The 24,992-nt window shown below is 65.1% G+C and carries 18 protein-coding genes; 13 read left to right on the forward strand and 5 right to left on the reverse strand.

From position 1 onward, the window contains the following. Window positions 1-10: 10 nt before the first annotated feature. The 10 genes from murC (at window position 11) to ligA (ending at window position 14,464) form a co-directional block, all read left to right on the forward strand. Window positions 11-1,414: a UDP-N-acetylmuramate--L-alanine ligase gene (gene murC, locus ACIPUD_RS01165; protein WP_026232694.1), complete on the forward strand. Its 1,404-nt coding sequence runs from the start codon at window positions 11-13 to the stop codon at window positions 1,412-1,414. Window positions 1,415-1,418: 4 nt separating this feature from the next. Continuing rightward, entirely contained in the window at window positions 1,419-2,339 is a 921-nt protein-coding gene (gene murB, locus ACIPUD_RS01170; protein WP_247337758.1) for a UDP-N-acetylmuramate dehydrogenase, read from the forward strand. 22 nt (window positions 2,340-2,361) lie between these two features. Next, window positions 2,362-3,348, forward strand: a complete 987-nt coding sequence (locus tag ACIPUD_RS01175; protein WP_446480005.1) for a D-alanine--D-alanine ligase family protein — start codon at window positions 2,362-2,364, stop codon at window positions 3,346-3,348. A 350-nt stretch (window positions 3,349-3,698) separates the two neighbouring features. Then, the gene (locus ACIPUD_RS01180) at window positions 3,699-4,727 is read left to right on the forward strand and encodes a cell division protein FtsQ/DivIB (RefSeq protein ID WP_026232695.1); all 1,029 of its coding nucleotides are present in this window, start codon (window positions 3,699-3,701) and stop codon (window positions 4,725-4,727) included. Then, window positions 4,724-6,046, forward strand: a complete 1,323-nt coding sequence (gene ftsA, locus ACIPUD_RS01185; RefSeq protein WP_018454244.1) for a cell division protein FtsA — start codon at window positions 4,724-4,726, stop codon at window positions 6,044-6,046. The genes ACIPUD_RS01180 and ftsA overlap by 4 nt, the downstream gene beginning before the upstream one ends. Window positions 6,047-6,133: 87 nt before the next feature. Then, window positions 6,134-7,939: a cell division protein FtsZ gene (gene ftsZ, locus ACIPUD_RS01190; protein ID WP_018454245.1), complete on the forward strand. Its 1,806-nt coding sequence runs from the start codon at window positions 6,134-6,136 to the stop codon at window positions 7,937-7,939. 357 nt (window positions 7,940-8,296) lie between these two features. After that, complete coding sequence (gene lpxC / locus ACIPUD_RS01195; protein WP_026232696.1) at window positions 8,297-9,259, forward strand: UDP-3-O-acyl-N-acetylglucosamine deacetylase; 963 nt, start codon at window positions 8,297-8,299, stop codon at window positions 9,257-9,259. A 296-nt stretch (window positions 9,260-9,555) separates the two neighbouring features. Beyond that, window positions 9,556-10,461 carry an outer membrane protein assembly factor BamD gene (locus tag ACIPUD_RS01200; RefSeq protein ID WP_026232697.1) on the forward strand — a complete coding sequence of 302 codons (906 nt, stop codon included), beginning with the start codon at window positions 9,556-9,558 and terminating at the stop codon, window positions 10,459-10,461. Window positions 10,462-10,474: 13 nt separating this feature from the next. Then, a complete protein-coding gene (recN, locus tag ACIPUD_RS01205; RefSeq protein ID WP_018454248.1) occupies window positions 10,475-12,148 on the forward strand; it encodes a DNA repair protein RecN in 1,674 nt (557 codons plus the stop codon). A gap of 162 nt (window positions 12,149-12,310) precedes the next feature. After that, entirely contained in the window at window positions 12,311-14,464 is a 2,154-nt protein-coding gene (gene ligA / locus ACIPUD_RS01210) for an NAD-dependent DNA ligase LigA (RefSeq protein ID WP_446480006.1), read from the forward strand. A gap of 172 nt (window positions 14,465-14,636) precedes the next feature. Here the strand turns inward: ligA and ACIPUD_RS01215 are convergent, their stop codons facing one another. Further along, on the reverse strand, window positions 14,637-15,911 hold the full coding sequence (locus ACIPUD_RS01215; protein WP_446480007.1) for a multidrug effflux MFS transporter: 1,275 nt from the start codon (window positions 15,909-15,911) through the stop codon (window positions 14,637-14,639). A gap of 319 nt (window positions 15,912-16,230) precedes the next feature. Further along, complete coding sequence (locus tag ACIPUD_RS01220; protein ID WP_085361399.1) at window positions 16,231-18,060, reverse strand: aminopeptidase P family protein; 1,830 nt, start codon at window positions 18,058-18,060, stop codon at window positions 16,231-16,233. Window positions 18,061-18,248: 188 nt separating this feature from the next. On the opposite strand from ACIPUD_RS01220, the gene ACIPUD_RS01225 reads away from it, so the two are divergent. Next, complete coding sequence (locus ACIPUD_RS01225; protein ID WP_085361398.1) at window positions 18,249-18,428, forward strand: hypothetical protein; 180 nt, start codon at window positions 18,249-18,251, stop codon at window positions 18,426-18,428. Between the two features lie 24 nt (window positions 18,429-18,452). Here the strand turns inward: ACIPUD_RS01225 and ACIPUD_RS01230 are convergent, their stop codons facing one another. After that, window positions 18,453-19,340: a 50S ribosomal protein L11 methyltransferase gene (locus ACIPUD_RS01230; protein ID WP_085361397.1), complete on the reverse strand. Its 888-nt coding sequence runs from the start codon at window positions 19,338-19,340 to the stop codon at window positions 18,453-18,455. A gap of 163 nt (window positions 19,341-19,503) precedes the next feature. Here ACIPUD_RS01230 and ACIPUD_RS01235 point away from each other — a divergent pair, with 163 nt between their 5' ends. Beyond that, complete coding sequence (locus tag ACIPUD_RS01235; RefSeq protein WP_085349137.1) at window positions 19,504-19,659, forward strand: Flp family type IVb pilin; 156 nt, start codon at window positions 19,504-19,506, stop codon at window positions 19,657-19,659. A 273-nt stretch (window positions 19,660-19,932) separates the two neighbouring features. Here ACIPUD_RS01235 and ACIPUD_RS01240 read toward each other — a convergent pair whose 3' ends face one another. Then, window positions 19,933-21,543 carry a phytoene desaturase family protein gene (locus ACIPUD_RS01240; protein ID WP_085361396.1) on the reverse strand — a complete coding sequence of 537 codons (1,611 nt, stop codon included), beginning with the start codon at window positions 21,541-21,543 and terminating at the stop codon, window positions 19,933-19,935. 163 nt (window positions 21,544-21,706) lie between these two features. On the opposite strand from ACIPUD_RS01240, the gene ACIPUD_RS01245 reads away from it, so the two are divergent. Next, a complete protein-coding gene (locus ACIPUD_RS01245; protein WP_446480008.1) occupies window positions 21,707-23,986 on the forward strand; it encodes a spermidine synthase in 2,280 nt (759 codons plus the stop codon). Between the two features lie 9 nt (window positions 23,987-23,995). Here ACIPUD_RS01245 and ACIPUD_RS01250 read toward each other — a convergent pair whose 3' ends face one another. Then, the gene (locus tag ACIPUD_RS01250) at window positions 23,996-24,991 is read right to left on the reverse strand and encodes a glycerophosphodiester phosphodiesterase (RefSeq protein WP_085361394.1); all 996 of its coding nucleotides are present in this window, start codon (window positions 24,989-24,991) and stop codon (window positions 23,996-23,998) included. Between the last annotated feature and the right edge of the window lies 1 nt (window position 24,992).

Genomic DNA, 24,992 nt, shown 5'->3' on the forward strand with positions numbered 1-24,992 from the left:
GGGATACACCATGAGACTGCCGCGCGAGATCGGACCTATCCACTTCGTCGGGATCGGCGGGATAGGCATGAGCGGAATCGCCGAGGTGCTGCTCAATCTCGGCTATTCCGTGCAGGGTTCGGACGCCTCCGACAATTACAATCTCGACCGCCTGCGCAAGAACGGTGCGAGGGTCTCGGTCGGCCACAAGGCGGAGAACGTCGACGGCGCCGAGGTCGTCGTGGTTTCTACCGCGATCAAGCGCGACAATCCGGAACTGACGGCGGCGCGCGAACGGCGCATCCCCGTGGTGCGCCGCGCCGAGATGCTGGCCGAGCTCATGCGGCTGAAGAGCTGCGTCGCCATCGCCGGCACCCACGGCAAGACCACCACGACCACGATGGTCGCGACGCTGCTCGACGCCGGCGGCCTCGATCCCACCGTGATCAACGGCGGCATCATCAATGCCTACGGCTCCAATGCGCGTCTCGGTGCGGGTGACTGGATGGTGGTCGAAGCGGACGAGAGCGACGGCACGTTCCTGAAGCTGCCGACCGAGGTCGCGATCGTCACCAATGTCGATCCCGAGCATCTCGATCACTTCAAGACCTTCGAGGCGGTGCAGGACGCCTTCCGCCATTTCGTCGAGAACCTGCCGTTCTATGGCTTCGCCGTGATGTGCATCGATCATCCCGTGGTGCAAACCCTTGTCGGCAAGATCGAGGATCGACGCATCATCACCTATGGCGAGAATCCGCAGGCCGATGTGCGCTTCGTCGACCTGACCCCGACGGGCGGCGGATCGAAGTTCAAGGTTGCCTTCCGCGATCGCAAGACGGGCGCCGTGCACGAGATCTCCGATCTCATGCTGCCGATGCCGGGGCGCCACAATGCCTCCAACGCGACCGCCGCGATTGCGGTCGCGCGCGAGCTCGGCGTGTCGGACGAGGCGATCCGCAAGGCGATCGCCGGCTTCGGCGGCGTCAAGCGCCGCTTCACCAAGACCGGCGAGTGGAACGGCGTCACCGTCATCGACGACTACGGCCATCATCCGGTCGAGATCGCGGCGGTGCTGAAGGCGGCGCGGGAATCCACCAACGGTAAGATCGTCGCGGTGGTGCAGCCGCATCGCTACACCCGCCTGCAGTCGCTGTTCGAGGAATTCTGCACCTGCTTCAACGATGCGGATGCGGTGATCGTCGCCGAGGTCTATGCTGCGGGCGAGACGCCGATCGAAGGCATCGATCGCGACCATTTCGCCGCGGGCCTGCGCGCCCACGGCCACCGCGAGGTGATCCCGCTGCCCGCGGCGTCCGATCTCGCTGGCATCGTCAAGGGCGTGGCGAAGTCCGGCGATCTCGTCGTGTGTCTGGGCGCCGGCAACATCACGCAATGGGCGTATGCCTTGCCCGGCGAATTGAAGGCGCTGGGGTAGCGCAGTGAGCTTCCCCGACATCACACCCGACCTCAAAGCCGTGATGCCCGATCTTCGCGGCCGGCTGCTGGCGAACCAGTCGCTCGCCGAGCTCACCTGGTTTCGCGTCGGAGGTCCCGCGCAGGTGCTGTTCACGCCGACGGATGAGGACGATCTCTCTTATTTCCTCGCGCATCTCGCAAGCGACATTCCCGTCTATGTCGTCGGCGTCGGCTCCAACCTGATCGTGCGCGACGGCGGCATGGCGGGCGTGGTGATCCGGCTTGCGCCGCGCGCCTTTGGCGAGGCGAGCGCGAGCGGCGATGTCGTCACCGCGGGCGCAGCCGCGCTCGACAAGCGCGTGGCGGAAGTCGCCGCGTCGGCCAATATCGGCGGGCTCGAATTTTACTTCGGCATTCCCGGCACGATCGGCGGCGCGCTGCGCATGAATGCGGGCGCCAATGGCGGCGAGACCAAGGACGTGTTGATCGAGGCGCGTGGCGTCGGGCGCGACGGCACGAAGCACATCTTCTCCAATGCCGACATGAAGTTTGTCTACCGCAACAGCGGCGTCGATGCTTCCATCGTCTTCACCTCCGCGCGTTTTCGCGGCGAGATGGGGGATGCCGAGGCGATCCGCGCGCGCATGGCGGAAGTGCAAACCCATCGCGAGACCGCGCAGCCGATCCGCGAAAAGACCGGCGGCTCGACCTTCAAGAATCCGCCCGGCCATTCCGCCTGGAAGCTGGTCGATGCCGCCGGCTGCCGCGGTTTGCGCGTCGGCGGTGCAGAAGTCTCCGAGATGCACTGCAATTTCCTGATCAACACGGGCAATGCCACCGCGCACGATATCGAGACGCTGGGCGAGACCGTACGTGAACGGGTGAAGGCAAATTCCGGAATTGAGCTACACTGGGAAATCAAGCGGATCGGAATTCCCGGCTAATTTGGACAAGCGACGAGAGAACATGCGCATCACCATCCTCTTCGGCGGCTCCAACCGCGAACGTCTGGTTTCCGTCGCCTCAGCCCAGGCGCTGCATCAGGCGCTGCCCGAGGCCGATCTCTGGTGGTGGGACGTCGAGGACAAGGTGCATGTCGTGCAGTCCAAACAGCTGCTCGAACATGCCCGCCCGTTCGAGGACGAGTTCAAGCCGGGCACGTCGGGCATTCCGTTGGAGCAGGCGCTCGACCAGGCCAGGGCGGAGGACCGCGTGCTGGTGCTCGGCCTGCATGGCGGGCGTGCCGAGAACGGCGAATTGCAGGTGATGTGCGAAGCGCGCGGCGTGCCGTTCACCGGATCGGGCTCGGCCTCCTCGCATCTCGCGTTCGACAAGATCGCGGCCAAGCATTTCGCCGCGCTCGGCGGCGTGACGCCGCCGGCCAACATTGCGCTGGACCAGATCGACGAGGCCTTCGCCGAATACGGCCGGCTGATCGCAAAGCCCGCCAGGGATGGCTCGAGCTACGGCCTGATCTTCGTCAACGCCAAGCAGGATCTCGTCGCCGTTCGCAATGCGGCCAAGCACGAAGAGTACGTGATCGAGCCCTACATCGCCGGCGTCGAGGCGACCTGCGGCGTGCTGGAGCGGCCGGACGGCACGATCATGTCGCTGCCGCCGATCGAGATCATTCCCGGTGAGGGCAGTTTCGACTACGCGGCGAAATATCTTTTGAAGTCGACCCAGGAGATCTGTCCAGGCCGCTTCACGGCGGAGATCACCGCCGCACTGAAGCAGCAGGCGATGCTGGCGCACCGGGCGATGTCCTGCACCGGCTATTCCCGTTCGGACTTCATCGTCTCGGACAAGGGGCTGGTCTATCTCGAAACCAACACGCTGCCCGGCCTGACCAAATCTTCGCTCTACCCCAAGGCGCTGAAGGCCGAGAGCATCGAGTTCGTCGACTTCCTGCGCGGCCTGGTCGAGCTCGCTGTGGCCGGTGTGCGAAAATAATTAGGACTGGTTAACGGCCGAACCGGCGAAACGGCCGGTTTTGGAACCCAAAACCGGTAAAATGCCGGATATTGCGGCATAAATGCCTCACAGGCCTGGGCAAAAAGCTCACGTCGTTAACGAACTTTACCTTTTGTTTACCAGGACGTCCGAAGGTTAACGCTGGCGGCGCATATGACGCTTTGGCTGCCGGCGCGTGGACCGTTGCGGGTGTTGTCACCTCCAGCGAACGCTCTGAAGGGGAGAGGTTTTCTTCTGCTGAAGACCAGCACCCGGCCCGGTAAGTCCGAGACGTCATGTTCGCCAGGACCCGCGCGATGTCGCGGGCAAACTGTTGACGAGCTCGTGCAATGGATGGAGCAGGAAGCCTCACTCGGTCGCTTTTCAGATCGCTGAGGCCCCAAGCTGACCTGAAGGCGGCCGCTATCGGAGCGGTCGTGCTTCTGCGCGAGTGGGTGCAGGACAAGCGTCAGGAAAGAGTTCTCGGCGCCCGTGCTGCCGCCAAGGAAAAGACCAGGGCCAAAGCCATCGTCGAGCGCGAGCCGCCGCCGCGGTTGGTCGCGCTGGTCGAGCGCTATCTGCCGCGCCGGGTCGGGATCAGCATGACGGTGCTGCTCCTGATCGGAAGCTGCGGCTTCGGTATCGTCAAGGGCGGCCATCTCCAGGATTTCATCACGGCGGTCAACGACACCCGCAACGCGCTGGCCAATTCCGCCGGCTTCCGCATCACCTCCGTCGTGATCAACGGCCGCAAGCAGCTCAGCCAGGACGAAATCCTCGCGATCGGCGGCGTCAGCGGCCGATCCTCGCTTCTGTTCCTCGACGCCGACGCCGTGCGCGACAAGCTCAAGGCCAATCCCTGGATCGCGGATGCGACCGTGCTGAAGCTCTATCCGGGCCAGCTCATGATCGAGCTCACCGAGCGCAAGGCGTTCGCGCTGTGGCAGGAGGCCGGCCGGCTCTCCGTCATCGCCGATGACGGCGCCGTGCTCGAACCCTACGTCTCGCGCCGCTTCCTGTCGCTGCCGCTCGTGGTCGGCAAGGGCGCCGAGACGCAGGCCCGCGATTTCCTCGCTTTGCTGGCGCGCTATCCGCAGGTCAATTCCATTACCAAGGCCGCGATCTTCGTCGGTGAGCGGCGCTGGAACCTGAGGCTCAAGGACGGCCTCGACATCCGCCTGCCCGAACAGGACGTCGGCAACGCGCTTGCGATGCTGTCCAGGCTCGACAAGGAGGACAGGCTGTTCTCCCGCGACATCGTCGCCGTCGACCTGCGCCTGCCCGATCGGCTGGTGGTGCAGCTGTCCGAGGACGCCGCCAAGGCGCGCGACGATTTGTTCAAGGACAAGAAGAAGAAAAAGGCCGGGGACGCTGCATGACCGGTCTTGATCGCACCCAGACACCGAAGACACGCCCGATGCCGCACAAGCGCGGCGGCCTCGTCGCCTGCCTCGACATCGGCACCAGCAAGATCGCCTGCATGATCGCGCGGCTGAAGCCGTCGGCGCCGAGCGAAGCCCTGCGCGACCGGACCCATGCGGTGGAGCTGATCGGCTACAGCCAGATTCAGTCGCGCGGCATGAAGGCCGGCGCCGTGATCGATCTCGGCGAATGCGAGCAGGCGGTGCGACAGGCCGTCGGGCTTGCAGAGAAAATGGCCAAGGTGCGGGTCGAGTCCGTGCTGCTGTCGGTCTCCGGCGGCCGGCTCTCCGGTCAGCTGGTCGAAGCTGCGGCCGACATCCGCGGCGGCGCCGTGACACCGGCCGATGTCAGCCGCGTCACCTCCACCGGCATGCGCCACGCCACCGGCGAAGGCCGCACCGTGCTGCACGCGCTGCCGGTCGGCTACACGCTTGACGGCGTCAAAGGTATCCGCGACCCCCGCGGCATGGTTGCGCATCAGTTCGGCATCGACATGAATGTCGTCACCTGCGACGCCACGGTGGCGCGGAACCTGATGCTGGCGGTCGAACGCTGCCACATCAACGTCGAAGCCATGGCGGCAAGCCCCTATGTGGCAGGCCTGTCGGTGCTGACCGACGACGAGGCCGATCTCGGCGCCGCCGTGGTCGAAATGGGCGCGGGCACCACCACGATCGCGGTCTTTTCCGGCGGCCACTTCGTGCATGCCGCGGGTTTTGCGGTCGGCGGGCAACACATCACGATGGATCTGGCGCGCGGACTCTCCGCGACCATTGCCGATGCCGAGCGAATCAAGACGTTATACGGGACCGTCATCACCGGCGGATCGGACTCGCGTGAGCTGATGTCTGTACCGACAGCCGGTGACGAGCAGGATCTGCCGCAGATCGTCTCCCGCGCTACCATCGCCAACATCGTCAAGCATCGTGCCGAGGAAGTCTTCGAAATGGTTCGGGACAAGCTGAAGGATTCGCCCTTCGCCTCGGAGCCGAACGGCCGCGTCGTGCTCTCGGGCGGGGCCTCGCAGCTCACGGGTCTCGTTGAGCTCGGAACGCAGATTCTCGGCCGGCCCGTGCGGGTCGGACGTCCGCTCGGTTTCGGCCGGCTGCCCAACGAGGCGAAGAACGCCGCCTTCGCGGTGCCGGCCGGACTGCTCGTCTACCCGCAATATGTTCACCACGAACATGTCGAACCGCGGCATACGCGGCAGCAGGTCAGGACGGGGACCGGCGGGTATTTCGGAAAGGTCGGACGATGGCTACGCGAGGGCTTCTGATGACTCCTTCCCGCAATATTCGATTTTCACCAACTCCCGCGGCCGCCGGCCGGGGCGAACCCACGCGCGCGTGATCGAGAGGCAAACATGACCATCAGCATCAATGTTCCTGATATTCACGAACTGAAGCCCCGCATCACCGTGTTCGGCGTCGGCGGCGCCGGTGGTAACGCCGTCAACAACATGATCACGGCGGGCCTCCAGGGCGTCGACTTCGTGGTCGCCAACACCGACGCGCAGGCGCTGACGATGTCGAAGGCGCAGCGCATCGTGCAGATGGGCACGGCGGCCACGCAAGGGTTGGGCGCAGGTTCGCAGCCGGTGGTCGGCGCGGCCGCGGCCGAAGAAGTCATGGACGAACTCCGTGACCATCTCTCGGGCGCCAACATGGTGTTCGTCACCGCCGGCATGGGCGGCGGCACCGGCACCGGCGCAGCTCCCGTGATCGCCAAGATCGCGCGCGAGATGGGCATCCTCACCGTCGGCGTCGTGACCAAGCCCTTCCACTTCGAGGGCGGCCGCCGCATGCGCACCGCGGAAGCGGGCATCAATGAGCTGCACAAGGTCGTTGATACGCTGCTGATCATCCCGAACCAGAACCTGTTCCGGGTCGCGAACGAGAAGACCACCTTCGCCGACGCCTTCGCGATGGCCGACCAGGTGCTCTATTCGGGCGTTGCCTGCATCACCGACCTGATGGTCAAGGAAGGCCTGATCAATCTCGACTTCGCCGACGTCCGCGCCGTCATGCGCGAGATGGGCAAGGCGATGATGGGCACGGGCGAAGCCTCCGGCGACAAGCGCGCGCTGACCGCCGCCGAAGCCGCGATCGCCAACCCGCTGATCGACGATAGCTCGATGAAGGGCGCCAAGGGCCTCCTGATCTCCATCACCGGCGGCAAGGATCTCACCCTGTTCGAGGTCGACGAAGCTGCGACCCGCATCCGCGAGGAAGTCGATCAGGACGCCAACATCATCGTCGGCGCGACCTTCGACGAAGCCCTCGACGGTCTGATCCGCGTCTCGGTCGTCGCCACCGGCATCGAACAGGCCGCGATCGCGCGCAACAGCCAGGCCACCAGCGCTCCCGTGGCGAATCCTGCTCCGCAGGCGCAGCAGGCTCCCGCCGCTCCCGCCGCGGCTGCCGAGAGCCGTCTTGCCGATTTGACCGCGCGGCTGCGCGCTGACAATCAGCGCATGGCCGAGCGCGCCCAGAAGTTCGAAGGACAGACCCCGGCCACAGGAACGGGCCAATTTGCCGCCGCTCCCACGGCTCCGCGTCCGAACGTCGAGCGCGCTGCGCTTGCCGCCATCGCCGCCGCCGTTGCGGACGTTCCGCAGGCTCCCGCGCCGATGCAGACCTATGGCGACGTTACCGTGCGCCCGATCGCGCAGAAGCCCACGCTGTTCCCCGAGCCCGAGCAGGCGCCGATGGCCATGCAAGAGCCGATGACGCCGGAAACCTTCATCCCTCCGCAGGCCGAGCGTGCACCGGTCCGCACACCGCGGATGCCGCGGATCGAGGAACTTCCGATGCCCGCCCAGGCCGAGCTTCGCCAGGCCCGCGGCGAGGTCGAGGAGGAGACCCCGCAGAAGACCCGGCTGTCGCTGCTGCAGCGCCTCGCCAATGTCGGCCTCGGCCGTCGTGACGAGGAGACCGAGGCGCCGATCGCGGCCCGCACCGCCGGTCCCGCGATGCCGCCACTGCCCGATCGCCGCCCCCAGAAGACCGTGGCGCAGCAAATCGCTTCTACCGAGCCGGTGTCCGAGTATGCACGTCGTCCCGCGCCGCAGGGCCTGGACATGCACGGCCGTCCCGCGCCTGTTGCCCCGGCGCCACAGGGAGATGACCATCTTGATATCCCGGCCTTCCTGCGGCGGCAGGCGACCTGAGGATTGTTACAATAAGGCAGACGAAAAAAGGTCCCGGCGGGAAGCTTGCCGGGACCTTTTCTTTTGCCCCGTGCATATCCGGATTGCGTGGCCAAGCAACTGATTTTAAATCATTAATTACGTATTCGATGGTTCAGTAAAACTACCGAAAACGGTCCCGAACTCCGGTCCAATTTGGTTAAGCCTTGGCGCGAATACGGCGGGTTTGGGGTAACAATCGGTAAAAAAGCGTGAGTTGGCGCTGTTTGGGGCAGTGACTATGGTTTGCCGTGACTTGGGGATACGGATTCGGAACAGCGGTCTAGGCCGCAGTCGGGTTCAGTATAAGTCGCGATGGTCGTAGTGGGGCGGTTCCTGATGAAATTTAGCCGGCAAACAACGCTTCGCGCGCAAGCCAGTGTGGCAGGCGTCGGCGTTCATTCCGGTCTTCCCGTCACGCTCACGCTTGGACCCGCGCCTGTCGACGCGGGATTTGTTTTTATCCGCACCGGGCTCGAGGGAAGCGACCGCGAAGTTCAGGCCACCGCCGAGCAGGTGATCGCGACCGATTTCGCCACTGTCCTCGGTGATCGCAACGGTCCGCTGGTTTCCACCGCCGAGCATGTGCTTGCTGCGCTGCGGGGCATGGGCGTCGACAACGCCATCATCGAGATCGATGGGCCGGAAGTGCCGATCATGGACGGCAGCGCGGCAGCCTTCGTTGCGGCGATCGACCAGGCCGGCATCGTGACCCAGCCGGCGCAGCGCCGCTTCATCCAGGTTTTGAAGCCGATCTCGGTGAAGATCGGCGACTCCTTCGGTGAGATCAGGCCCTATGCCGACGGGTTCCGCGCCGAGGTCGAGATCGACTTCACCAATCCTGTCATCGGCCAGCAGAGCTATGCCTTCGACCTCAACCCGGAGCGTTTCCGCCGCGAAGTCGGCCGGGCCCGGACTTTCGGTCTGATGTGCGACGTCGCGCGGCTCTGGAGCGCCGGCTATGCGCTCGGTGCCTCATTCGACAACACCGTCGTGTTCGACGAGGAGCGGCTGCTCAACACCGAGGGCCTGCGCTACGCCGACGAATGCGCCCGCCACAAGGTGCTGGACGTGATCGGCGACCTCGCGCTGGCGGGTCTGCCGCTGCTCGGCGCCTACCGCTCGGTACGTGGCGGCCACAAGCTCAACCACGCCGTTCTGACCGCGCTGCTCGCCGACCGCACCGCTTGGCGGGTGGTCGAGGGCGAGGCAGCCCGCCGCACCACGCGTCCGGTGGCCGAAACCGGTCGCGGCATCGTCGGTGGCCGGATCGCCGCGGTCTACGGGCCGGACGTTTCCTGAAGAGAGACGTTTCCTGCAGCGGACGTTTCCTAGACGAGAGACGCGTCCTGAAGAGACCCGTCGCCGCGGGCGTTTGGCGGCGGCTTTCCCCGGGAAACTCCTGGTAACGATGATCGGCTAGGATTGCGGCGCGTTCGCCTTAATCCGGGCGGAATGCCTGCCTATCCGGTTGGTTGAAGATCGTTTTTCGGTTACACCGGCGTGGTCGCACGGTAGGCACCACGGCTATATTTCGCGCCCAGGACGGGGTTCATGGGCTGGCGGACACCGCACCACAGGGCGTCAGGGCAATACTCATGTCGGCACAGCGTATGACGCGCGGATATCTTCAAGTCCCGTCTCGAGAAGTCTCGTCTCGAGCCCGTGGGCTGCTTCAGGTTGTCGCCCTCTTCGTGCTCGCGCTGCCGCTGGCCGGCTGCGGCACCGGCGCGCTTTGGGACAAGTTCACCGCCAAGGACGACACCTTCGTCGAGGAGCCCGCTGACAAGATCTACAATGAGGGCCTGTACCTCATGAACGAGAAGAAGGACATGAAGGCGGCGAACAAGAAGTTCGAAGAGGTCGACCGCCAGCATCCTTATTCCGACTGGGCCCGCAAATCATTGCTGATGTCGGCCTACGCGTCCTACCAGGGTGGCGATTATGACAATTGTATCGGCGCGGCCACCCGCTACGTCACGCTGCATCCCGGCAGCCCGGATGCGGCTTACGCGCAATATTTGATCGCCGCCTCGCATTACGACCAGATTCCGGATATCAGCCGCGACCAGACCCGGACCGAGAAGGCGATCGCCTCGCTGGAAGAGGTGGTGCGCAAATATCCGACCTCCGAATATGCGACCTCGGCCAAGGCCAAGATCGAAGGTGCGCGCGACCAGCTCGCCGGCAAGGAAATGAACGTCGGCCGCTATTACGCGCAGAAGCGCGACTACACGGCGGCGATCAACCGCTACAAGGCCGTGGTGACGCAGTACCAGACCACCCGCCATGTCGAGGAGGCGCTGTACCGCCTGACCGAGGCCTATATGGCGATCGGCATCGTTGGCGAGGCCCAGACGGCCGCCGCCGTGCTCGGGCACAATTTTCCTGACAGTCGCTGGTACAAGGACGCCTATAATCTTGTAAAATCAGGCGGTCTCGAACCGAGCGAGAATCAGGGGTCCTGGATTAGCAAGACCTTCAAGAAAATGGGTCTCGGCTAGGAAATAGAATTCCATGCTGGCGCGTCTGTCGATCCGTGACATCGTCCTGATCGAACGGCTCGATATCGAATTCGCACCGGGCCTCGCGGTTTTGACCGGCGAGACCGGTGCGGGCAAATCCATCCTGCTCGATGCCTTTGCGTTGGCGCTCGGCGGCCGCGGCGATGCCGGCCTCGTGCGGCATGGGGCGGAGCAGGGGCAGGTCACTGCCGTATTCGATATCCCAAAAAACCATCCCGCGGCCAAAATCCTCGCGGAGAACGGGCTGGACGATACCGGCGAGATGATTCTCCGCCGGGTCCAGCTCGCCGACGGCCGCACCCGCGCCTTCATCAACGACCAGGCGATCAGCGTGCAGACGCTGAAGGCTGTCGGTGCCGCCCTGGTCGAGATCCACGGTCAGCACGATGAGCGCGCGCTGGTCGATGCCGCCACCCACCGCCGCCTGCTCGATGCCTTCGCAGGTCTCGAAAAGGACGTCTCGGCGGTCGAGACGCTCTGGGACGCGCGCCGCACCGCCAACACTGCGCTGGAGGAGCATCGCGCCGGCATGGAGCGCGCTGCGCGCGAAGCCGATTACCTCCGCCACGCCTCCGACGAATTGAAGCAGCTCGCGCCCAAGGACGGCGAGGAGACTTCGCTGGCCTCCCGTCGGACCACGATGATGCAGGGCGAGAAGATCGCCTCCGACCTGCGCGAGGCGCAGGAGGCGGTCGGCGGCCACCATTCGCCGGTCGCCTCGCTGTCGGCGGCCGTGCGGCGGCTGGAGCGTCGCGGCGTCAACTCGCCGGCGCTGGTCGAACCCGCGGTGAGGGCGATCGACATCGCCATCAACGCGCTGGAGGAAGCCGACCAGCATCTCCAGGCGGCGCTTGCGGCAACCGATTTTGATCCCTCGGAGCTCGAACGCATCGAGGAGCGCCTGTTCGCGTTGCGCGCCGCCTCGCGCAAATATTCGACGCCGGTCGACGGGCTCGCCGCGCTCGCCGCAAAATACGCCGCCGATGTCGTTCTGATCGATGCCGGCGCCTCACGGCTGAAGAAGCTGGAGCAGGCCGCGATCGAGGCCGATGCGCGCTATGCGGCGGCTGCGAAGAAGCTGTCGATGGCGCGGCAGAAATCGGCGGAGAAGCTCAACAAGGCCGTCAATGCCGAGCTCGCGCCGCTCAAGCTCGAGCGCGCAAAGTTCATGACCCAGGTCGAGACCGACGAGGCAGCTCCGGGCCCGCAAGGGTTCGACCGCGTCGAGTTCTGGGTGCAGACCAACCCGGGCACCAAGCCGGGGCCGCTGATGAAGGTCGCCTCCGGCGGCGAGCTGTCGCGTTTCCTGCTGGCGCTGAAGGTCGTGCTGTCCGACCGCGGTTCGGCGCCGACCTTGGTCTTCGACGAGATCGACACCGGCGTCGGCGGCGCGGTCGCGGACGCCATCGGCGGACGGCTGGCGCGGCTCGCCGGCAAGGTCCAGGTGATGGCCGTCACCCACGCCCCGCAGGTCGCCGCCCGTGCCGACCAGCATTTGCTGATCTCAAAGGACGCACTGGACAAGGGCAAGCGCGTTGCGACCCGCGTCAATGCGCTTGCCGCCGACCACCGCCGCGAGGAGATCGCACGGATGCTCGCCGGCGCCGAGATCACCGCCGAGGCGAGGGCTGCCGCGGACCGGCTGCTCAAGGCGGCGACGGCTTGATTTCGTGTCCCGGACGCGCGCAAGCGCGAGCCGGGATACAGAATGTCGCCCCGATGGGCCCCGGCTCTGCAGCGCACCGCCAAAGAAGCGCTGCGCTGCGTCCGGGGCGCAAGACCTCAACACGCCTTTACCCTCCCGCCCGCTCCATCGTATCCAAGCACCATGGCCAGAGCAGCAAAATCGAAACCAACGCCGCTTCGCGACGTCGCCGACCTCACCAAGGCGCAGGCCAAGGTCGAGCACATGCGGCTCGCGCTCGAGATCGAGGGGCATAACGAACGCTACTACCAGGACGACGCGCCCACCGTCACCGACGCCGAGTATGACGCGCTACGCCAGCGCTTCAACGCGATCGAGAAGCGCTTTCCGGAATTCGTCAGCGCGGACTCGCCGTCGCAGAAAGTCGGTGCTGCACCATCAGGCCGCTTCAAGAAGGTGCGGCATGCCGTCCCCATGCTGTCGCTCGACAACGCCTTTGCGGAAGAGGATCTGCGCGACTTCGTCGGCCGCATCGTGCGCTTCCTGAAGCTCGACGACGACAAGATCGATTTCTCGGCCGAGCCGAAGATCGACGGCCTCTCGATGTCGCTGCGCTACGAGGGCGGTGAACTCGTCACCGCGGCGACTCGCGGCGACGGCGCGGTCGGCGAGGACGTCACCGCCAACATCCGCACGCTCGAGGACGTGCCGAAGAGGCTGAAGGGCCGCAACGTCCCCGACATCTGCGAGGTGCGCGGCGAGGTCTACATGACCAAGAAGGCCTTCCTCGCGCTCAACGAGCGGCAGAAGGCGGAAGGCAGCACCATCTTCGCCAATCCGCGCAATTCGGCCGCGGGCTCGCTCCGGCAGAAGGATCCGACCATCACCGCCTCGCGCCCCCTCGGCTTCTTCGCCTATGCCTGGGGCGAGATGAGCGCGATGCCGGAGGGCACGCAGAGCGGCATGATCGGCTGGTTCGAGCGCTGCGGATTCAAGACCAACCCGCTGACCAGGCTCTGTCACTCCGTCGAGGAGCTGCTGGCGTTTCATCGTGCGATCGAGGAGCAGCGCGCAAAGCTCGACTACGACATCGACGGCGTCGTCTACAAGGTCGATCGCATCGATTGGCAGGAGCGGCTCGGCTTCGTCTCGCGCACGCCGCGCTGGGGCATCGCCCACAAATTCCCGGCCGAACGCGCCACGACGGTGTTGCGCGACATCGAGATCCAGGTCGGCCGCACCGGCTCGTTCACGCCGGTGGGCAAGCTCGAACCGGTCGGCGTCGGCGGCGTGATCGTGCAGAACGTCACGCTGCACAACGAGGACTACATCAAGGGCATCGGCAACAAGGGCGAAGTGCTGCGCGAGGGCCGCGACATCAGGATCGGCGACACCGTCGTGATCCAGCGCGCCGGCGACGTCATCCCGCAGGTGGTCGACGTCGTCCTCGACAAGCGGCCGAAGGCTGCCAGGGAATTCCAGTTTCCGAAGAAGTGCCCGTGCCCGTTGCACACCGACGTCACGCGCGAGGAGACGGCGGCGGGAGAGGAGGGCTCACGCGCCCGCTGCACCGGCGAGTTCGCCTGCCCCTATCAGAAGATCGAGCATTTGAAGCTGTTCGTGTCGCGGCGCGCCTTCGACATCGACGGCCTTGGCGAGAAGCAGCTCCAGTATTTCTTCGACGACGGCTTTGTGAAGGAGCCAGCGGACATCTTCACGCTGGAAAAGCGCAATTCGAAACTTAAGCTCGAGGACATCGAGGGTTACGGGGCAACCTCGGTGCGCAATCTGTTCAGCGCGATCGAGAGCCGTCGGAAGATTGCACTGGAGCGCTTTATCTTCGCGCTCGGCATGCGCCATATCGGCGAGACCACGGCGCTGGCGCTGGCACGCGGCTACGGCTCCTGGGACGCATTCCATGATGCCAGCCTCAAGGTCGCCAAGGGCGACGAGGAGGCGATGGCCGAGATGGACGCGCTCGACCAGATCGGCGAGACTGTTATCAAGAGCATCGCCGATTATTTCGGCGAGAGCCACAATCGCGGCATCGTCGAGCGGCTCACCAGGGAGGTCGAGATCATCGACGCGGAGAAGCCGAAGAGCAACTCCGCCGTCGCCGGCAAGACCGTGGTGTTCACGGGCTCGCTGGAGAAGATGACGCGCGACGAGGCCAAGGCCACCGCTGAGCGGCTAGGCGCAAAAGTGTCCGGATCGGTGTCCAAGAAAACCGATCTCGTCGTCGCAGGCCCCGGCGCGGGTTCGAAGCTCGCGGAGGCCAACAAGCATGGCGTCAAGGTGCTGACCGAGGACGAGTGGCTGCAGCTGATCGGGGAGTGACTCTTCCCTTCTCCCCTTGTGGGAGAAGGTGGCGCGCAGCGCCGGATGAGGGGTTCTATCCTCGAATTCAAACTTTGAGAGGGGACCCGTGCGGAGAGACCCCTCATCCGGCGCGCTACGCGCGCCACCTTCTCCCACAAGGGGAGAAGGAAGAAGGCCTCACCGCGCCCGATCACATCATCCCGCTCTCTTCCTCTTCCGCCCGCTCGATCAGCGTCTCGCTCACCATGACCTCGCGGCGGGGGACGACGAAGGTCATCGTGCAGGCGCAGAGCAGGGAGATCGCCAGTACCGCGGCGGTGAGCGGCAGCGTGGTCGCGGAATGGCCGCCGAGATAGGCGCCGAATTGCGACATCAGCGCGCCGATGCCCTGCTGGAGAAAGCCCATCGCACCTGACGCGGTGCCGGCGGCCTCGGGACGGATGCTGATCGCGCCGGCGGCCGAGTTCGCCATCACGAAGGCATTGCCGACCATCACGATCATCTGCGTGCCGAACAGCCAGGCGGGCGCCTCGTTCCAGCCGGTGAAGCTCCAGAGCAGATTCAACAGGCTGCCGCAAAGCTGGAGCGCGAGGCCGAACCAGATCAACTTCTCCAGCGAGTGCCTGGGCGCGAAGCGCACGCAGAGCAGATTGCCGACGAGATACGCAAAACCCGTCGTCGCGAACCACGCGCCGTATTCGGCGCTGGTCCTGCCCATCTGCGTCACCACGATATAGGGGCCGCCGCCGGCGAAGGTGAAGATGATCTGCGAGGCCAGCACCTGGCACATCACGTAGCCGACGAAGGCGCGGTTGCGGATCAGGATGCCGACATCGCCGCGAAAGCCGCTGCCGGCGACGCGGTCTCGGCGGGTCTCGGGCAGCGCGAATGCGATTCCGACGGCGACAATGATCGCGGCGACGGTGATGGCGTAGAAGATCGCGCGCCAGCCGAACGCGGTTTCGATCAGGCCGCCGGTGAGCGGAGAGACCATCTGCCCGATCATCAGCGCCGCGACCACGAGGCTGATCATCGAGGCGACGCGGTCGCGCTCGTAGATGTCGCGGATGATGGCGCGGCTCACCACCATGCCCGCGGCGCCGCCCAACGCCTGGAAAAAGCGCGCGGCGATCAGCTGCGGCAGGGTTTCCGCGAAGATGCAGGCGGCGCTGGCGACCACCATCAGCGCCAGTCCTCCGAGCAGCACCGGTCGCCGCCCGAAACGGTCCGACAGCGGGCCCATGATGAGTTGCGACAGCGCGATGCCGACCATATAAAACGACACCGTCATCTGCGCGACCGAGATGTCGCTGCCAAAGGTCGTCGCCAGCACCGGCAGCGCCGGAACCAGCATGTAAAGCGAGATCGGCGCGATGCCGGTCATGACGACGAGCAGCAGCAACACCACGCGCGAGGTCGCGAGGTTCTTCGCCGTGTCCGGCGGCTTGCTGATCATGCCGTGCATGCGTGTCCGACTCGTAGAAATTCGAATCGGACTGTAGCGCGCTCGCGCAAGACGCATATCGGCGTTTCGGAATGCGGCTATACGGATTCCGGGACGGTTATGATGAGGGCGCCATAGCGCCGATTGGGCGCGTTGCTCGCGTCAAAAAGTCGGTGTCATCGCCCGGCTTGACCGGGCGATCCAGTACGCCGCGGCTTCTTCGCATGCGTTTCCTGTCTCTGGAATACTGGATTCCCCGCCTTCGCGGGGCATGACAGCTGTGGTGGAGAAGCAGCCTTGCGCAAAGCGCGTGGAGCCATGCGGCTTTGCGACGACGCGCTTACGCCTTCAACTCCGCGGTGGCCTGGTCCAGCCAGGCCTTGGTCGTCTCATCCAGCGCCGGCCGCACCTCGGCCCTGACGCGCGCGTGGTAGGCGTTGAGCCAGTCGAGCTCGTCCTTGCTGAGCATGCCGACATCGATCAGCCGGCGGTCGATCGGCGCCAGGGTCAGCGTCTCGAACGCGTTCATCGATTTTTCCGCGCCCTTGATATCGGCTTCGACCACCAGTTCGAGGTTCTCGATGCGGATGCCGAAACCGTCTGTCTTGTAGTAGCCGGGCTCGTTGGACAGGATCATGCCGCGCTTCAGCGGCGTAGTGCCGAGCTTCGAGATTCGCGCCGGCCCCTCATGCACGCTCAGATAGCTGCCGACGCCGTGGCCGGTGCCATGCTCGAAATCGACGCCGGCGGCCCAGAGATATTGCCGTGCGAGTGTGTCGAGCTGCGCGCCGGTGGCGCCGTCGGGAAAGATCGCCCGCGCAATCGCGATGTGGCCGCGCAGCACACGCGTGAAGCGGTCGCGCATCTCGTCGGTCGGCTCGCCCACGGCCATGGTGCGGGTGACGTCGGTGGTGCCGTCTTCGTATTGTGCACCTGAATCGATCAGCAGCAGATCGCCGGGGACGATCCGCCGGTTGCTCTTGCGGGTGACGCGGTAGTGCACGATCGCGCCATTCGGGCCGGTGCCCGATATGGTCGGGAACGACACATCTTTGAGCGCGCCGGTGTCGCGGCGGAATGTCTCCAGCGCCTCGACCGCGTCGATCTCGGTGAGCTTGCCGCTTGCCGCCTCGCGGTCGATGAAGGCGAGGAAGCGTGCCAGCGCCACGGCGTCGCGCCGGTGCGCCGATTGCGTGCCCTTGATCTCGGTCGTGTTCTTGACCGCCTTGAGCAGGGCGATCGGATCGCTGCCGCGGACCGGCTTGCCGCCGGCGCCCGTGATCAGCCGGCTGAGGGCGTCGGCCGCGGTCGCATTGTCGAGCGCGATCGATCCACCGCTCTTGGCGAGCGCCATCAGCGTCGGCGCCATCGCATCGGGCTCGCGCACGTCGGCGGACTGCTCGAGATGGTCGCGGGTCAGATTTGAGAGCTTGCGGTGATCGATGAAGATGGTGGGACGGCTGTCCTTCGGCACCAGCGCATAGGACAGCGGCAGCGGCGTATGCGCGACGTCGGCGCCGCGGATGTTGAAGGTCCAGGCCACGGCATGGCTGTCGGACAGCACCAACGCATCGACGCCGAGCTTGCCGATCTCGCTCCTGATCTGCGTCAGCTTCTCGGCTTCAGTCACGCCGGCATGTTGCATTCCGTGCACCGTGACCGGCGCAATCGGCGGCTGTGGCCGGTCTTGCCAGATCGCATCGACCGGATTGCTGTCGACGGCGACCAGTTCGGCACCGGCCTTGGTGCAGGCGGCGGCCAAACGCTCGGCTGCTGCAAAAGTGTGCAGCCACGGATCAAATCCTAGGCGGTCGCCGGCCTTCAGGTGTGCCGACATCCAGCTTTCCGGCGGGGGATCGATCAGAGATTCCACGGCCCAGGCCCTTGAATCGACCTGCTTGGCCGCCTGGATCGTGTAGCGGCCGTCGACGAAGACCGCGGCCTCGTGCGTCAGCACCACCGCCAGTCCCGCAGAGCCCGTAAAACCGGTCAGCCAGGCGAGACGTTCTTCGGACGGCGGCACGTACTCATTCTGCTGCTGATCGGCGCGTGGAATCACGAAACCGGTCAGCTTGCGGCGGGCGAGTTCTTCACGGAGCGCGGCCAGCCGGGCTGTCAATGCGACGCCGGCCTCGGGCTCCTCGAATGTCTGGAAATGCGCTTCGAACATGGTGGATCACTTTAGGATCATGCGGATCAGTCCGCAATGTAGACGCATTTGAGGTCGCATCTGGCATGGACTGTGCTTGAACAAGTTCCATTCGAATTGAGTGGAGTACAGGATGCGGCAGTTGCGCTTCGTCCAGATGACAGGGAAATTCGAGCAAGTTGTTCATCTCAACGACGAGGGGACACTCGATGCCAGCGTTCACGTTTGAAAAGATTACGCCGCCGGTGCGCCGCGCCCCGGCTGCGGCAACACCGAAGAAACCGCGCGGCCTGATCAGCCAGATGATCGACCGTTTCGCCGAACGCCGCGCGAGGCGCGCCTCGCAGCCCGAGCGCGCGATGCGCCGGGACGAAGAGACGGCAAAGTAGCGGCATCTACGGCAGCAGCCGTACTCACCCCATCTTCCGCAGCAACAGGCTGCTCCATCCCTGGATTCGCATGTGCTTCAGAGGCACGAGGCCGCGCGCGCGGTAGGCGGCGATCACGGCGGGGACCTGGGGCGTCAACAGGCCGGAGAGGATGACGCGCCCGCCAGGGGCGAGGTGGCGCGTCATCGGGCCCGCCAATTGCCGTAACGGATTGGCAAGGATGTTGGCCAGCACTAGGTCGAACGGGCCGCGTCTGCCGAAATCAGCCGCCGCGAAGCCGATGGCGCGGATCACTCGCACATGGTGACCGACCTCGTTCAACACGGCGTTCTCGGCTGCCACCTTGACCGAGGCCGGGTCGATGTCGGAGGCCAGCACCGCGCGATGCAGCGCTTTCGCCGCCGCTATCCCGAGCACGCCGGTCCCGGTACCGAGGTCGAGCACGCGGTCCGGCCGGGTGCGTTTCAGGACATGGTCAAGCAGGAGTAAACAGCCGCGTGTGGTGCCGTGATGGCCAGTGCCGAAGGCGAGAGCCGCCTCGATCTCGATGGCGAGCTTGTTCGGGGCCACGCGGTCGCGGTCATGGCTGCCGTGGACGACGAAGCGCCCGGCCGGCACCGGGACGAGATCTTCAAGGCTCGACTTGACCCAGTCCCTGGCTTCGACGGTGTCGAAGGCCAGCGTGTCCGCGATCTCATTTCCTGCTGATGTTGCAACGAGTTCGCGCAGCCACGCCCGGTCCGGCGCGTGGGCGAAATGCAGCGCGACGTCCCACTGTCCATTCGGCTGCTCGAAGGCGGCGACCGCCGCATCATCCTCGAAGAACATTTCGGTGAGGACGTCGACAATGCGCCTTGCGGCGATCTCGCTGCCGATCGAAAAACTGGCCCGATGGGTGGGGGAAGGTTGCATCCTCAGGGTTCCGTCCGGTTCAATTTTTGGAACTTTTGTTCCCGATTTTTCTAATAACTTGCATTTATGAAGTTAACCCGACCGCAGGTTGTGCCACGTAGATTTGCGGGTGTTGAACGACCTGCACAGCTTGAAATGGAAAAGGAGGCGAGACTTGAAGCGCATGATTTTGAAATTCTGGACCGACGATTCAGGTGCAACCGCAATCGAGTACGGCCTGATCGCAGCCGGCATCGCCCTGGCGATCATCACCGTGGTGAACGGCCTGGGCACCACCATGAACGAGAAGTTCACTTCGATTAGCAGCTCCTTGAAGTAATTTCCGCCTCCCATTTCCGGGCGGGGCCAATTCTCCATAGCACTGCTTCGAGCCGCGCCCGTCGGGGGAATTGCCCCCTGGCGGGCGAAGTCGTTTTGGGCAGAGGTTTTCACAGAATGCCCACAGGCCATCCGTGGTTTGTCCGGACTTTGCCCACGGACTATCCCGCCGTTCATCCCCGGATTTCCACCAATTTGTACCAGGCTTGGAGGGGCGTAACCCACCGCTCTTTCACAGCTCTGCCAACAGCTTGTCCACAGCTTATCCACCGGCTTATCCACGACTTCCGAACAGGCTGCGGTGATCCCTCAGGATCGCCTGCGCGGCGTTGTGGCCGGGGGCGCCGGTGACGCCGCCGCCGGGGTGGGCGCCGGAGCCGCAGTGATAGAGGCCCCTCACGGGTCCGCGATAATCGGCGTGACCCAGCATCGGCCGGGCCGAGAACAGCTGGTTCAGCGTCAGCGCGCCGTGGAAGATGTCGCCCCCCAACAGGCCGAACTGCCGTTCGAGGTCGAGCGGTGACAGGATCTGGCGGCCGAGCACGCTTGTCGCAAAACCCGGTGCGTATTTGTCCACCGTCGCGATCATGAGGTCGGCAACTTCTTCGCGATGGTCGTCCCACGACTTTCCATCGGGAAGCTCCGGCGCGACATGCTGGCAGAACAAGCTCGCGACATGGTGTCCAGCGGGCGCGAGCGTGTCGTCGAGCGTCGAGGGAATCAGCATTTCCACGACGGGCTCCCGGCTCCAGCCGTGGGCCCGGGCGTCGAGAAAAGCGCGGTCCATGTAGCCGAGATCAGGGGCCAGGATGATGCCGGAGGTGAGATGATCGCCGTCGCCCGGCAGCGCCGTGAAGGAGGGCAGGCGGTCCAGCGCCACGTTCATGCGGAAGGTGCCGGAGCCGTTCTTCCAGTGCCGGATGCGGTCGAGGAAGGTTTGGGGAAGCCCATCGGCGGCGACCAGCCGCGTATAGAGCAGCTTCGGATTGACGTTGGCTGCGACATATTTCGCGCGGATGGCCGTGCCGTTCTCCAGCGCCACGCCGACGGCGCGGTCGCGCTCGACGATGACCTCGCGCACGCCCGCATCGGTGTCGATCACAACGCCGCGGTCGCGTGCGGTGCGCGCCATGGCTTGCGTGATCGCGCCCATGCCGCCGATGGCGTGACCCCAGACGCCCTTCTTGCCGTTTACCTCGCCGAAGGCGTGATGCAGCATCACATAGGCCGATCCCGCGGCGTAAGGGCTGGCATAATTGCCGACGATGGCATCGAAGCCGAACAGCGCCTTGACCAGATCATGCTCGAAACGTTCGTCCAGCATCTCGCCGGCCGAGCGGGTGAAGAGATCGAGCAGGCTGCGGCTCTGCTCCAGCGACAGCCCACGCAGGATGTTGGCGCTCTGGAATGCGTTCACGGCTTCGCGGATCGAAGCCGTGCCGAAACCATCGAGCAGGTTTGGCGGCGCGCGCAGCACGAATTGCCGGAGCACGTCGGCGATATCTTCCAGCTCGCGCGAAAACCCGTCGAGCGCGTTTGCGTCATGCGCGCTCAGCCGCGCGACGGACGCCTGTGTCCGCCCCTCGCCGGTGAGCAGATAGCTGCCGTCGGGGGCGGGCAGAAAATTCTGCGCGCGCCGTTCGACGATGCGCAGGCCCTGTTCGGCCAGCTTCAAGTCGCGGATCACCTGCGGATTAAGCAGGCTCACGGTGTAGGCCGCGACCGAATTGCGGAAGCCGGGATGAAATTCCTCCGTGACCGCGGCCCCGCCGACCACCTTGCGGCGCTCGACCACGCGCACGCGCAAGCCGGCCATCGCGAGATAGGCCGCGCAGGTGAGGCCGTTATGGCCAGCGCCGATGATGATGACGTCGGTTTCGATCATGAAGGGGTCAAGCTCATTCCCGGATGGTCTGAACGACCGGGCTCGGAACATCTGTATATCAAGCATTCCCCGCTGCAACATCACGAGACCCTTTATTGCCCGTTCAGGCGCCTTGTGCTCCATTGCGCGCGCCCGGCGCCTGCCGGGATATGCTGGAGCTTCCATGGATTCGATCGTGCAACCCGCCGCCACTGAGCAGCCGTCATCGTCACGCAACCGGCTGCTGCTGACGGTCTACACCGCCGCGATCTTCGTCAGCGCGCTGTTGCTGTTCTCGGTGCAGCCGCTGTTCACGAAGATGGTCCTGCCGCGGCTCGGCGGCTCGCCGGCGGTGTGGTCGGTGGCGATGGTGTTCTTCCAGTCGCTGCTGCTGGCGGGCTACGCCTATGCGCATTTGTTGATGCAGGTGAGGAACCGCATCGTTCCGGTGGTGGTGCATCTCCTGCTGCTGATTACAGCGTTCGTCACGTTGCCGCTCGGCATCGCCTCGGCCTATGGCGATCCGCCCGCTTCGGGCTACGCGGTCTGGCTGCTCGGTCTGTTCGTGATCTCGATCGGGCTGCCGTTCTTCGCGCTTGCCGCCAACAATCCGTTGCTGCAGGCCTGGTTCGTCCGCACCGGGCATCCTGCCGGACACGATCCCTATTTCCTCTATGCGTCCTCCAACATCGGCAGCTTCCTAGCCCTGCTGTCCTATCCGTTCCTGCTGGAGCCGATGTTCACGCTGCACACGCAGAACCGGCTCTGGACCGGCGGTTACGGCATCCTGATCCTCCTAATCGCCGCCTGCGGCGTGCTGCTGTTGCGCTCGCCGAAACTGGCCATGGTCGATGCGCGAACCGAGGATTTGAATGCGCCGGCTCCCGGTCTCATGATGCGGCTGCGCTGGATATTCCTCGCCGGAGTGCCGTCCGGCCTGCTCATCGCCGTCACCGCGCACATCTCGACCGATGTTGCGGCAGCGCCGCTGCTGTGGGTGCTGCCGCTGTCGCTGTATCTCCTGACCTGGGTGGTGGTGTTCCAGTCGCGGCCGCTACTGCCGCACAAATGGATGCTGATGCTCCAGCCGGTCGCGATCGCGGGCGTCGTCTTCCTGCTGGCGTTCGGCGGCGAACAGAACCTGCTGCTGACGCTCGGCGGTCATCAATTGTGCTTCTTCGTCATCGCGATGGCCTGCCACGGCGAATTGGCGCGAACCCGGCCGGCCGCCAAATATCTCACCGGATTCTATGTCGCGCTATCGTTCGGCGGCATGGTCGGCGGCCTGTTCGCAGGGCTCCTTGCGCCGTTCACATTCTCCTGGATCGCCGAATATCCGATCCTGGTTGCGCTTGCCGCGCTGTGCCGGCCGCCCGCGAACGAGCGGCTGGCGGGCATCGTCAAATGGTACTGGCTGGCGCTTGCCGCGCTCGCCGTCGTGCTCGTTGTGCCGTCCACCACGACGGGCGGGCTATCGACCTGGTTCGAGGATCACCGGGTCTGGATAGCCGGCGGCGTCGGCGTGCTCGCCGCGCTGCTGGCGCTGGCGGTCAACGCCGGCCGCTGGAAGATATTCGCCACCGTCGCGCTCGCGCTGGCGTTGATCCGGGTTTATCCGGCGGACGAAGGCCGCGTCACCACGGTGCGCAGCTTCTTCGGCGTGCACAAGATCGTGGTGACGCCCGGCGGCTATTTCCACGTGCTGATGCACGGCACCACGATTCACGGCGCCGAGCGCTTCCTCAACAATGACGGCACGCCGGTCACCGGCCGGCCGGAGCCGATCACCTACTATCACAAGGACGGCGGCATCGGTCAGGCCGTGACCGCGATGCGCGAGCGCAAGGGCGCGCCGCTGAACGTCGCGGCGATCGGCGTCGGATCGGGCACGCTCGCCTGCGCCGCCGAGCCCGGCGAGAGCTGGACATTCTTCGAGATCGATCAGTCCATGGTCGACGCGGCAAGCGATCCGAAGAATTTCCGCTACATCTCGAGCTGCATGCCGGGCCTGAAGCCGGTGATCGGCGATGCCCGCCTCACCTTCGCGAAGGAGCCGGACGGCGCCTATGATCTCATCATCGTCGATGCCTATTCGTCGGATGCGATCCCGATCCATCTTGCGACCGAAGAGGCGATGAAGATCTACAAGGACAAGCTCGCTCCGCACGGCGCCGTGGTGATGCACGTCTCCAACCGCCACCTCGATCTCGAGACGGTCGTGGTCGGTATCGCCGATGCCAACGATCTCAAGAGCTGGGTCTACAACGAGGATTCCGGGCGCGATGGTGACTACATCTTCTCGACCGACGTCGTCATCTCCGCCCGCGAGGATGCCGACGTCGGCAGGCTCGCATCGTCGAAAACATGGGAGCAGACCGAAGCCGACGACCGGGTGCGGGTCTGGACCGACGATTACTCCAACATTTTGGGCGCGCTGTACCGGCGCTTGCGGGACGGGGAGTAGGGCCCGCTTCTACGGCTCCACCGGCGTCCCCGCGGGCAACGCGATTGCCTTCTCGCCCGCGACCTGCCGCAACAAATCGGGCCTGTCGGAGATGATCCCGTCGACGCCGATCTCGATCATGCGCGCCATGTCTTCGGGTTTGTTGACCGTCCAGACCACGACACGCAGCCCGAGCGCATGGGCCTCGGCGATCAGTGCCGCGGTCACATCGCCGAAATAGGGTGACCAGACCGCGCCGCCCGCAGCCTTGATGGTCCGCGGCAGCGACCCGCCGTGATCGGCCGGGCTGAAGCCCGCCGTCCAATTGGTCGCCTTGTCCAGCGCCACCGTCTGGCCCGAGCCGCGCTGGAGCGTCAGGTACACCGTCGGCATCTTTGGTGCCCGCTGCTGGACGAGCAGCAGGGTCCGCCAGTCGAACGACTGGATCATGACGCGGTCGGAGAATTTCTCGGCTTCGATCACGCCGAGCAGCCTGGTGACGAAAGATTGCGGATCGAGCGTCTCGTCCGGATGGTTCGGATCGATCTTGGTCTCGATGTTGAAGCGCACGCGCGTATTGCCGGATTTGCGCACCAGCGCGAACAGCTCGCTCAAGGTCGGAATACGGGTCCCGGGCATGGCGCGCTGGTCGGGGAATTGCTTCGCGTAAGGGCTGTCTGGCCGGATCTGGCCGACGTCATAGGTCCTGACGTCGGCGAGCCGCAGTTTCACGAAGGGAGTGCCGGGAGGCGTGACGTAGGCGCCGTTCGCATCCCGCGTGATATCAGGATTGAGCCCGCGCTCATGCGAGACGACGACTTCGCCGTCGGCGGTGATGCCGACATCGAGCTCCAGCGTGTCCACGCCGATCGACAGCGCGTTGGCGAAGGCCGGAAGCGTGTTTTCCGGCAGCAGTGCCCGCCCGCCGCGATGGGCCTCGAGGTCGAAAGCCGAATCAAATGCCATGGCCGGTCCCGCAATGAGAAGTGACAGTACGGTCAAGATCGTCGCAGCACGTGACGGCATG

Source organism: Bradyrhizobium sp. CAR08, assembly GCF_052871955.1.

What these genes read in the sequence shown, in the direction of transcription:
- murC (WP_026232694.1), top strand. Translation starts at nt 11, where the DNA reads ATGAGACTGCCGCGCGAGATCGGACCTATCCACTTCGTCGGGATCGGC.
- ACIPUD_RS01175 (WP_446480005.1), top strand. Translation starts at nt 2,362, where the DNA reads ATGCGCATCACCATCCTCTTCGGCGGCTCCAACCGCGAACGTCTGGTT.
- ACIPUD_RS01180 (WP_026232695.1), top strand. Translation starts at nt 3,699, where the DNA reads ATGGATGGAGCAGGAAGCCTCACTCGGTCGCTTTTCAGATCGCTGAGG.
- ftsA (WP_018454244.1), top strand. Translation starts at nt 4,724, where the DNA reads ATGACCGGTCTTGATCGCACCCAGACACCGAAGACACGCCCGATGCCG.
- ftsZ (WP_018454245.1), top strand. Translation starts at nt 6,134, where the DNA reads ATGACCATCAGCATCAATGTTCCTGATATTCACGAACTGAAGCCCCGC.
- lpxC (WP_026232696.1), top strand. Translation starts at nt 8,297, where the DNA reads ATGAAATTTAGCCGGCAAACAACGCTTCGCGCGCAAGCCAGTGTGGCA.
- ACIPUD_RS01200 (WP_026232697.1), top strand. Translation starts at nt 9,556, where the DNA reads ATGTCGGCACAGCGTATGACGCGCGGATATCTTCAAGTCCCGTCTCGA.
- recN (WP_018454248.1), top strand. Translation starts at nt 10,475, where the DNA reads ATGCTGGCGCGTCTGTCGATCCGTGACATCGTCCTGATCGAACGGCTC.
- ligA (WP_446480006.1), top strand. Translation starts at nt 12,311, where the DNA reads ATGGCCAGAGCAGCAAAATCGAAACCAACGCCGCTTCGCGACGTCGCC.
- ACIPUD_RS01215 (WP_446480007.1), bottom strand. Translation starts at nt 15,911, where the DNA reads ATGCACGGCATGATCAGCAAGCCGCCGGACACGGCGAAGAACCTCGCG.
- ACIPUD_RS01220 (WP_085361399.1), bottom strand. Translation starts at nt 18,060, where the DNA reads ATGTTCGAAGCGCATTTCCAGACATTCGAGGAGCCCGAGGCCGGCGTC.
- ACIPUD_RS01225 (WP_085361398.1), top strand. Translation starts at nt 18,249, where the DNA reads ATGCCAGCGTTCACGTTTGAAAAGATTACGCCGCCGGTGCGCCGCGCC.
- ACIPUD_RS01230 (WP_085361397.1), bottom strand. Translation starts at nt 19,340, where the DNA reads ATGCAACCTTCCCCCACCCATCGGGCCAGTTTTTCGATCGGCAGCGAG.
- ACIPUD_RS01235 (WP_085349137.1), top strand. Translation starts at nt 19,504, where the DNA reads ATGATTTTGAAATTCTGGACCGACGATTCAGGTGCAACCGCAATCGAG.
- ACIPUD_RS01240 (WP_085361396.1), bottom strand. Translation starts at nt 21,543, where the DNA reads ATGATCGAAACCGACGTCATCATCATCGGCGCTGGCCATAACGGCCTC.
- ACIPUD_RS01245 (WP_446480008.1), top strand. Translation starts at nt 21,707, where the DNA reads ATGGATTCGATCGTGCAACCCGCCGCCACTGAGCAGCCGTCATCGTCA.
- ACIPUD_RS01250 (WP_085361394.1), bottom strand. Translation starts at nt 24,991, where the DNA reads ATGCCGTCACGTGCTGCGACGATCTTGACCGTACTGTCACTTCTCATT.